Origin of the sequence: Phyllobacterium phragmitis (assembly GCF_002980495.1) — a bacterium.
GTDB classification, from domain to species: domain Bacteria; phylum Pseudomonadota; class Alphaproteobacteria; order Rhizobiales; family Rhizobiaceae; genus Paramesorhizobium; species Paramesorhizobium phragmitis.
Window position 1 is genome coordinate 1 of the sequence record NZ_PVBR01000096.1, and the last position, 463, is coordinate 463.

The 463-nt window shown below is 62.9% G+C and carries 1 protein-coding gene; it reads right to left on the reverse strand.

What is annotated here, in order from left to right:
• The coding region (locus tag C5748_RS27495; protein ID WP_146119662.1) for a DDE-type integrase/transposase/recombinase at positions 1–463 on the reverse strand (463 nt) is incomplete at both ends.

A 463-nucleotide genomic window follows, 5' to 3' on the forward strand; every position in this document is an offset into this window, starting at 1 on the left:
CGGGCCTGCCACGTCGTTCGATTAGCGTCGTCAGTTCTCGCGCCACACGCCGTCCGGAGATCGATGTGTCCGGGATCGCAGCCAGGCATTCGCGCGTGACATCATCGACGACATTGAGAACGCGGAAGCGTCTGCCGCAGGCAAACTGGTCATGCACGAAGTCCAGCGACCAACGGGCATTGGCCTTCGCTTCGACCAGGATCGGCGCACGCGTGCCGACAGCACGCCGCCTGGCTTTGCGCTTGCGGACAGAAAGACCTTCCTCGCGATAGAGCCGGTAGATGCGATTGAGGCCGGACGGCTCTCCGTCCCGCCGAAGCAGGACGAACAGTCGCCGATAGCCGAAACGCCGTCGCTCATTGGCGAGATCGCGCAGCCTCAATCGCAATTCTACCTCCGGCGGTCGGCAGGACCGATATCGTACCATCTTCCGATCCGCAGATATAATCTGGCAGGCCCGCCG